Origin of the sequence: uncultured Psychrobacter sp., assembly GCF_947500265.1 — a bacterium.
Lineage (GTDB): Bacteria > Pseudomonadota > Gammaproteobacteria > Pseudomonadales > Moraxellaceae > Psychrobacter.
Window position 1 is genome coordinate 96,040 of the sequence record NZ_CANMRN010000010.1, and the last position, 9,149, is coordinate 105,188.

Annotated in this window: 7 protein-coding genes and 1 tRNA gene; all 8 read right to left on the minus strand. The window is 42.4% G+C overall.

The window, feature by feature from the left end:
- Positions 1-15 precede the first annotated feature (15 nt).
- Positions 16-4,134 carry a DNA-directed RNA polymerase subunit beta gene (gene rpoB / locus Q0788_RS12775; RefSeq protein WP_298811279.1) on the minus strand — a complete coding sequence of 1,373 codons (4,119 nt, stop codon included), beginning with the start codon at positions 4,132-4,134 and terminating at the stop codon, positions 16-18.
- A 764-nt stretch (positions 4,135-4,898) separates the two neighbouring features.
- Positions 4,899-5,270 carry a 50S ribosomal protein L7/L12 gene (gene rplL / locus Q0788_RS12780; protein WP_057761722.1) on the minus strand — a complete coding sequence of 124 codons (372 nt, stop codon included), beginning with the start codon at positions 5,268-5,270 and terminating at the stop codon, positions 4,899-4,901.
- Positions 5,271-5,390: 120 nt separating this feature from the next.
- The gene (gene rplJ / locus Q0788_RS12785; protein WP_057761724.1) at positions 5,391-5,918 is read right to left on the minus strand and encodes a 50S ribosomal protein L10; all 528 of its coding nucleotides are present in this window, start codon (positions 5,916-5,918) and stop codon (positions 5,391-5,393) included.
- A gap of 457 nt (positions 5,919-6,375) precedes the next feature.
- Positions 6,376-7,077: a 50S ribosomal protein L1 gene (gene rplA / locus Q0788_RS12790; protein WP_057761725.1), complete on the minus strand. Its 702-nt coding sequence runs from the start codon at positions 7,075-7,077 to the stop codon at positions 6,376-6,378.
- On the minus strand, positions 7,077-7,508 hold the full coding sequence (rplK, locus tag Q0788_RS12795) for a 50S ribosomal protein L11 (protein ID WP_057761727.1): 432 nt from the start codon (positions 7,506-7,508) through the stop codon (positions 7,077-7,079). The genes rplA and rplK overlap by 1 nt, the downstream gene beginning before the upstream one ends.
- A 90-nt stretch (positions 7,509-7,598) precedes the next feature.
- Positions 7,599-8,129, minus strand: a complete 531-nt coding sequence (nusG, locus tag Q0788_RS12800; RefSeq protein ID WP_057761729.1) for a transcription termination/antitermination protein NusG — start codon at positions 8,127-8,129, stop codon at positions 7,599-7,601.
- 71 nt (positions 8,130-8,200) lie between these two features.
- Positions 8,201-8,686: a preprotein translocase subunit SecE gene (gene secE / locus Q0788_RS12805; RefSeq protein WP_298811282.1), complete on the minus strand. Its 486-nt coding sequence runs from the start codon at positions 8,684-8,686 to the stop codon at positions 8,201-8,203.
- Positions 8,687-8,737: 51 nt separating this feature from the next.
- Positions 8,738-8,813 (minus strand) — tRNA-Trp (locus tag Q0788_RS12810).
- Positions 8,814-9,149 lie beyond the last annotated feature (336 nt).

Here is a 9,149-nt window from a genome sequence, read left to right on the forward strand (position 1 = left end):
AAGTTAAACAACGGGCTAGTTGCTTTGTTTTAACTCAATATTAATACCCAGTGATTTGATTTCTTTGGTCAGTACGTTAAACGACTCAGGCATGCCTGGATCCATATACTGCTCACCATCAACGATGTTTTTGTACATACGAGTACGGCCTTCAACATCATCCGACTTCACCGTTAGCATTTCTTGCAAGGTGTAAGTCGCGCCATATGCTTCTAGTGCCCATACTTCCATCTCACCGAAGCGCTGACCACCAAACTGAGCTTTACCACCCAATGGCTGCTGCGTTACTAGAGAATAAGAACCTGTTGAACGCGCATGCATTTTGTCATCAACCAAATGGTTAAGCTTGAGCATGTACATGTAGCCGACAGTTACTTTACGGTCAAACTTCTGACCTGTACGACCATCATATAACGTCTGCTGACCATCGCGATCCATACCAGCAAGCTCGAGCAAGTCTTTAACTTGGCTTTCTCTTGCGCCGTCAAATACTGCTGTACCCATCGGTACACCGCCACGTAAGTTGTCTGCTAGCGCCATGATGTCATCATCACTTAAGCTATCAAGATCAACTTGCTCACCGCCTACTTGGTTATAGATTTTGTCCAAGAAGTCACGTAGCTCTTTGATCGCTGCTTGCGATTTGAGCATACCGTCAATCTTCTCGCCCAATCCTTTCGCTGCCATACCCAAATGCGTCTCTAGAACCTGACCGATGTTCATACGAGATGGTACACCAAGTGGATTCAATACGATGTCAACGGTATTACCATTTTCATCATAAGGCATGTCTTCAACTGGCATGATGCGCGATACAACACCTTTGTTACCATGACGACCAGCCATCTTATCACCAGGCTGAATACGACGCTTAACCGCTAGATATACTTTAACGATTTTTTGTACGCCATGTTGCAAGTCATCACCAGCAGTCAATTTGCGTTTTTTCTCAGCAAACTTCACATCGATGTCTTTTTGCTTATCAACCAAGTAATCAGCGATTTGCGTTAGACGCTCAGAGATTTCTTCTTCTACTGGTTGGATATCAAGCAAGGTCTCAAGGCTCATATCTTTCATATCAGCCAAGGCCATAACCGTACCAGCTTTTAGACCAGCGCCGCCGCTGACTTTTTGGCCATCTAACAGATTACCAATACGACCACGTGCTGCTTCTTCAAAGATACGTAGCTCTTCTTTCAAATCTTTACGATAGCTATCAAGCTGCGATTTTTCAATCGCTCTTGCGCGTGCGTCTTTTTCAACGCCATCACGGGTAAAGACCTGTACATCAATAACCGTACCTTTACTTGAAGTTGGTACGCGTAGTGAAGTGTCTTTCACATCAGCCGCTTTTTCGCCAAAGATAGCCCGTAGTAGTTTCTCTTCTGGCGTTAGTTGCGTTTCACCTTTTGGTGTCACTTTACCCACTAGGATATCACCAGCGTCAACTTCAGCACCGATATAGACGATACCTGCTTCATCAAGACTTGATAGTGCTGCTTCACCAACGTTTGGAATATCAGCAGTGATCTCTTCTGTACCTAGCTTGGTATCACGAGCCACACACGTCAATTCTTGGATATGAATAGTAGTGAAACGATCTTCTTTAACTACTTTTTCAGATAACAAGATTGAATCTTCGAAGTTGTAACCATTCCACGGCATAAATGCGATGCGGATGTTCTGGCCTAGTGCTAGCTCACCAAGATCCGTTGATGGACCATCAGCCAAGATATCACCCAAAGCAATCTCGTCACCTTGGTTAACAATGATACGTTGGTTGATACAAGTGTTTTGGTTAGAGCGCGTGTATTTGATCAAGTTATAGATATCGATACCCGCTTCACCAGCAGTCATCTCGTCTTCGTTTACACGAACAACGATACGTGATGCGTCAACATCTTCAATCACACCACCACGCTTAGCGATCACACAAACACCAGAGTCACGAGCAACGTGACGCTCCATACCCGTACCTACTAACGGCTTATCAGCACGTAGCGTAGGAACAGCCTGACGCTGCATGTTCGAGCCCATCAAGGCACGGTTAGCATCATCATGCTCTAGGAACGGAATCAGACCTGCTGCAACCGATACTACCTGACTTGGTGATACATCCATATGCGTCACTTTTTCTGGCGGCATACGAACAAATTCACCATAGCTACGTACACTGACCATCTCGTCAGATAACGCGCCATCTTCAGTCATCGGAGAATCAGCCTGTGCAATGACAGTACCTACTTCTTCGATTGCTGATAGATACTCAATCACGTCAGTCACTTTACCATCAACCACACGGCGATAAGGCGTTTCTAAGAAGCCAAAGCTGTTGGTTTTAGCAAATGTTGCTAGTGAGTTGATCAGACCAATGTTTGGACCTTCAGGAGTCTCAATAGGACATACACGGCCATAATGGGTATCATGTACGTCACGTACTTCAAAGCCTGCACGTTCACGAGTTAGACCACCAGGTCCTAACGCTGATACACGGCGCTTATGGGTAACTTCAGACAACGGGTTGTTCTGATCCATAAACTGTGACAACTGACTTGAACCAAAGAATTCTTTAACCGCAGCCGCTACTGGCTTAGAGTTAATCAAATCTTGTGGTGACAAGTTGTCTGACTCTGCTGAGCTTAAACGCTCTTTTACGGCACGCTCAACACGTACTAGACCAACACGGAATTGGTTTTCTGCCATCTCGCCCACTGAACGAATACGACGGTTACCAAGATGGTCAATATCATCGACATCGCCGCGACCATTACGAATCTCGATAAGCTCTTTTAGAACGTTAACGATATCATCATTGGTCAACACACTGCGTTCACGCTGGATATCAGGATCATCAGTGTTATCAAATTCTAAACCAAGACGACGGTTGAATTTCATACGACCGACGTTTGATAAGTCATAACGATCTGCGTTAAAGAACATGCTTTCAAACAGTTTCTCAGCAGTTTCAACCGTTGGTGGCTCACCTGGACGCATTACTTTGTAGATTTCGATCAACGCTTCTTCACGGCTTGAGGTACTATCAGCACGTAGCGTATCGGCAATATAACTACCTTGGTCGATATCGTTGGTGAACAGAATGCTGAATTCTTTGATAGACTCACTGGCTTCAAACGCACTCAATTTAACCAATAATTCATGGTCGATTGGCGTGTTCGCTTTAGCGATGATTTCGTCGTTAACAACGATGTCTTCTGCTAAGATACGCTCGTATAGATACTCATCAGGCACAGCAATTTTCGTCATACCTGCTTCTTCAAGCTGACGGATACGGCGTGCGTTAATGCGTTTGCCCTGCTCTACGATAACGTCACCTTCAGGTGATACGATATCAAACTGAGCCATCTCGCCACGTAGACGATCGGCAACTAGATCAATTTCAAACGTCTCTTCGCCTTTATAAACAGCAACTTTATCAAAGAATAAATCTAGAATTTCAGAAGTTGTTAGACCAAGTGCGCGTAGAATGATTGACGCAAGTAGTTTACGGCGACGGTCAATACGAGCAAATACTAAATCTTTTGCATCAAATTCAAAGTCTAACCATGAACCACGGTAAGGGATAATACGTGCGTTATAAAGCACTTTACCACTTGAATGCGACTTACCTTTATCATGGTCAAAGAACACACCAGGTGAACGATGTAGCTGAGATACGATAACACGCTCAGTACCATTGATAATGAAAGTACCGTTAGCCGTCATCAAAGGCATCTCACCCATATAGACGCTTTGCTCACGGATATCTTTGATAGCAGCTTTGCTATCTTTGTCTTTGCTGTCTTTGTCTTTGATGATCAAACGGATTTTGACACGCATAGGCGCAGCAAACGTTGAACCACGTAAGATACACTCACGCTCATCAAATTCAGGCGTGCCTAAATAGTACTCAACAAATTGTAGCTCTGCGTTACCAGAGTGACTCTCAATTGGGAAAATAGAGGAATACGCAGCTTGCAAACCAGTATTCTCACGAGCTTTCGGCTTTTTGTGCTCTTGCAAAAATTGCTCGTAAGAATCTACTTGAATAGACAGTAAATAGGGAATGTCCATTACAGTGGGCAATTCAGCAAAACTTTTGCGAATACGCTTTTTTTCAGTATAAGAATATGCCATCGAGAGTCCTTACAGTAAACGTGGAAACAAATTAAAAGCGTGGCCAGTATGCATAAATACGATGCAAACGTGGCGACGTAAACGATAATATAAAACGGGTCTTCGTGTTCAGTTCATGTCTTTTCTGTCAATTACTACTTTACTCTTCAGTGCTTACCTAGCACACTTCACTTAATCTCGTCGTTGCTTGCTAGATTCATGGTAAGTGAATCAGTCTATATGACTGTTGCAACCAAAAAATTCAATATTATATAATCTATAACACATTGCCTATCAGGCTTACTTTACAAATACATTGCTGGGGAATAATGTCTATTAAGATTGCATCCATACCACTTGCCATCTAGACTACTTATTACCGAACTATGTTCCCTACACATACAAACTGTCTATAAGACTAAATATCGACAGTCATGCCAAACCAAGTAGGCAACTTATGATCAACAGCTTTTTTAAGAATACCGCTTTTTTCAGGATTAATAATCGGGGTAACTATAACTTTTAGAATCAGTATAAACTATAGTGTTGATAGGAAAGCATGCAGACACAAAAAAATGCCAAACATCTACAGACGTTTAGCTCATATTAACTGATTTCAAAAACTGGCATGTGTGCTTGCATGTATATCGTCTGTCCTTTTGATGGGTATCCACCGTGATGTTGCATACGTATGTTGGCAGACACAAAAGGTCAAGCTACGAATTATAGTAAAAAAAAGCTGGCAATGCAAGGCATTACCAGCTTTTTTTCGTACAGTGTTAAACTTATTTTAGTTCAACAGTTGCACCAGCTTCTTCAAGTTTCTTTTTCAACTCTTCAGCTTCAGCTTTAGATGCGCCTTCTTTGATTGGAGCTGGAGCGCTTTCAACCAAATCTTTCGCTTCTTTTAGGCCAAGACCAGTAGCTTCACGTACGGCTTTAATTACGCCAACTTTCTTCTCGCCAAAGCTGGCAAGAACTACGTCAAACTCGTCTTTTTCTTCAGCAGCAGCAGCAGCAGGACCAGCAGCAGCAGGTGCAGCAGCAACAGCAGCTGTTACGCCGAATTTTTCTTCCATGTCGCTGATTAACTCAACGATATCCATTACTGACATTTCAGCGATTGCATTTAACACGTCATCTTTAGATAGTGCCATGAGAACTCTCCGTTATCTGATAAAAATTAATTGATTCTAATATCGCCTTGATTGCTTGCCTAATGTGACAATAAAATGCAACCAAAATTAGCGATGTTAAAGTTACGTTAAAACAAGCAATTAAGCAGCTTCTTTTGCGTCTTTGATTGCCGCTACAGTGCGAACGAACTTGCCAGGAACAGCGTTCATAGTCTGGACAAGCTTGGTCACTGGTGCATTCATAGTAGCCATCAAGATAGAGATTGCTTCGTCGCGAGTTGGTAGCTTCGATACGCGCTCTAGCTCTTCTGGACCATAAACTTCACCACCGACTGATACTAATTTGGTCTCTAAAGCTTTGTTATCTTTGCTGAAGTCGAAAACGACTCGAGCAGCAGATCCCAAATCTTCCATAGAGAAAGCCAAAAGTAGTGGACCAGTCATACGGTCTGACATGCTCTCAAACTTAGTGCCTTCAAAAGCGCGTTTTGCTAGTGTATTTTTTACCACTTTCAAAACAACACCTTTATCACGAGCTTGTTCGCGCAGCTTAGTAAGCTGTGCAACACCAATACCGTGATATTCGGCAGCTACTGCTGAGTAAGCATTAGCAGCAACTTCAGACACTTCAGCCACAACTTGTTGTTTTTGTTCTAGCGTTAATGCCATAAGTTGACTCCTTTAATCTTATCAATCGACTTATAATAAAAGTGCCAAAAACAAGGTTTTTATGCGCTCAAACTGTAAGCTAAGACTGACTTGATACGACACATTACCAGTGGATTCAATTAATAAAAAAAGCATCTACTGGTAACGACTGATTACGGCACCGTTATCAGAATGACGTTGAGTAATAGTTTGAAGGTTATAAATAACCTTATCGCCCTATTCGCTCGTGTCTTAAACTGTGTGGGCCACCGTCTGCGTAGGACAACTAAGATTTTCATCTGTCGTCGATTAACAAAAGTGACTTATTATCATAAGCAACTATCCGAAGATAGCTGACTATAACTCTAAACTACTCTCTACCTACGGTCTTAGACAGCGTAGCAAATACTACGCTGACCTAATTCTTTAAAAACTGTTTGTGTTTATCATTCAAAATATTTGAAGATAAAAACTTTAATTATTTAGCAGTACGATAAGGAACAGCGTCGATCGTTAGACCTGGACCCATCGTGCTAGACAAGGTAATTTTCTTAATGAAAGTACCTTTAGAAGTAGCAGGCTTAGCACGCTTTAGATCAGAAAGAATCGCTTGCGCGTTTTGCTCGATTTGATCAGCAGTGAAACCAACTTGGCCGATAGTTGCATGGATGATACCAGCTTTATCAACACGGTACTGAGCCTGACCAGCTTTCGCATTAGTCACAGCTTCAGCAACGTTTGGCGTTACCGTACCAACTTTAGGGTTAGGCATTAGACCACGTGGGCCTAGGATAGTACCTAACTGACCAACAACACGCATAGCATCTGGAGCTGCGATAACAACATCAAAGTCCATGTTACCGGCTTTGATTTGCTCTGCTAGGTCTTCAAAACCAACGATGTCTGCACCAGCTTCTTTAGCGGCTTCAGCAGCAGCGCCTTGAGCGAATACAGCAACGCGTTTGGTTTTACCAGTACCAGCAGGTAGGTTGGTTGCACCACGAACTACTTGATCAGATTTACGTGGGTCAACGCCCAAGTTTACCGCGATATCGATAGACTCTTTGAATTTTAGCGCTGGCAAATCGTTTAGGATTTGAACCGCTTCTTCAATAGTGTACTGTTTTTCGTTATCAATACGGCTTTGAATTTCTTTTTGACGTTTGGTTAGCTTAGACATTATACACCCTCCACGGTAATACCCATTGAACGTGCAGTACCAGCGATGGTACGGACAGCAGCGTCAAGATCAGCTGCAGTTAAATCTGCATTCTTAGTCTTAACGATGTCTTCTAGTTGTGCACGGTCAACTTTACCAACTTTAGCAGTGTTCGGTGTACCTGAACCTTTAGCAATACCAGCAGCCTTACGTAGTAAGTATGCAGCTGGTGGTGACTTCATGATGAAGGTAAAAGATTTGTCGCTGTATACTGTGATCTCAGTTGGGATCGGTAGACCTGGCTCTTGGCCTGAGGTCGCAGCGTTAAATTCTTTACAGAACGCCATGATATTCACGCCTTTCTGACCCAAAGCTGGACCAATAGGTGGTGAAGGATTTGCTTTGCCTGCAGGCACTTGCAGTTTGATGTAACCATCAATCTTCTTAGCCATGATACTCTCCTAAATGGGTGATAGCGCCAAATCAACGTGGTATACACCTAGTTGACTAACAGCTCCCCGGTTGATGAATTTTTTGCTAATTTAGTCTAGTTTTTCGACTTTACTAAATTCAAGCTCAACCTGCGTAGGTCGATTAAATACGTTTACCGTTAGATGTAGCTTAGACTTCTCGTAATCCACTTTTTCTACCAACCCTTTAAAGTCAGTAAATGGACCATCAATAACCAACAACTCTTCGCCTGGCTCAAATAGAGTCTTAGGACGTGGGTCAGTCTCAGTCTGGTTCAAACGGTTTAAAATGCGATCAGCTTCTACTTGCGTAATCGGTGCAGGCATCTCAGGCGTACCACCGATGAAGCCCATAATACGAGGACAGTCTTTTACGATGTGCCAAGTATTGTCGTTCATTTCCATTTGGATCAATACATATCCAGGAAAGAACTTACGCTCACTCTTACGTTTTTTGCCGTCTTTCATTTCGACGACTTCTTCAGTAGGAACCAATACATCACCGAATGACTCAGCAAAGTCACTACGATTAATACGATCAGTTAATGAACGTTGTACTTGTTTTTCATATCCTGAAAACGCTTGGACAATATACCAACGCATATCACGCTCCTGATCATTATAAATAAGTCGTTATGAGTAAATATCTCGCTAATAGTCACTAATACGTGCTATTAACCGATAAAGATACCAACGAACCAATTAAAAAAGTTATCCAATAACCAAATAAAGAAACCGGCAATCGCAATCACGACAATCACTTGCCATGTATATTGAAAGGTTTCGTCTTTACCTGGCCATGTCACTCGGCGAAGCTCAACGGCAGCGTCTTTTAACAATATTTTAAAAGCACGGCCTTGATGCGTTAGCGCCAAGCAGACTAATGCAAATACAACAAGTGCGACAATAATACCAATACGTACCCAAACGTCGTTGGCAGGTTGCCAATAGCCCGGTAAGTATTGATTTACTAGAGTCGCACCGATTAATACAGCTGCGGCAAGTAGCCACAAAATCAAATCTTTTATTGAGCCAGTCTTAGCCACTTCAACAGCAGTAGTACCGCTAGCTGAAATATGCTTATTTTTAGACAGCATTCCACCAGCAACCGCCTTGGCATCAGATAACTTAGTCTCGAGGTTATCTTGATCATTGCTCATAAAGAACTCGCTTCGGAGATGGTGGGGTACAACAAAGATGTGATAAGAAGATGGCAGGCGATGTAGGACTCGAACCTACAACCCTCGGTTTTGGAGACCGATGCTCTACCAATTGAGCCAATCGCCTATGGGTGTAAAGGACAGCATTATACAATATTTAGCATAGAATGCAAGCCTTTGACGGTAAAATTATTAATTTTACCTGATTTTGCACTGTAGCAATCTAAAATAACTGCTAGTGTTAAGTGCAGCGATAATATAACAAGCTATGCTGCAGATTACAATATGCTATCTAACAAATAATTGTCTCTATCATGGATATTGCAAATCTATTAATACACGCTAGGTATAATTCTTTTTTTAGTAGTGAATCAACTTTGCCCAATAAAAAAAGCCACCCTAAATAGGATGGCCTTTTTTATGACTAACTCATAAGCTCATTGCTGAGACTTAAGGATTAGTT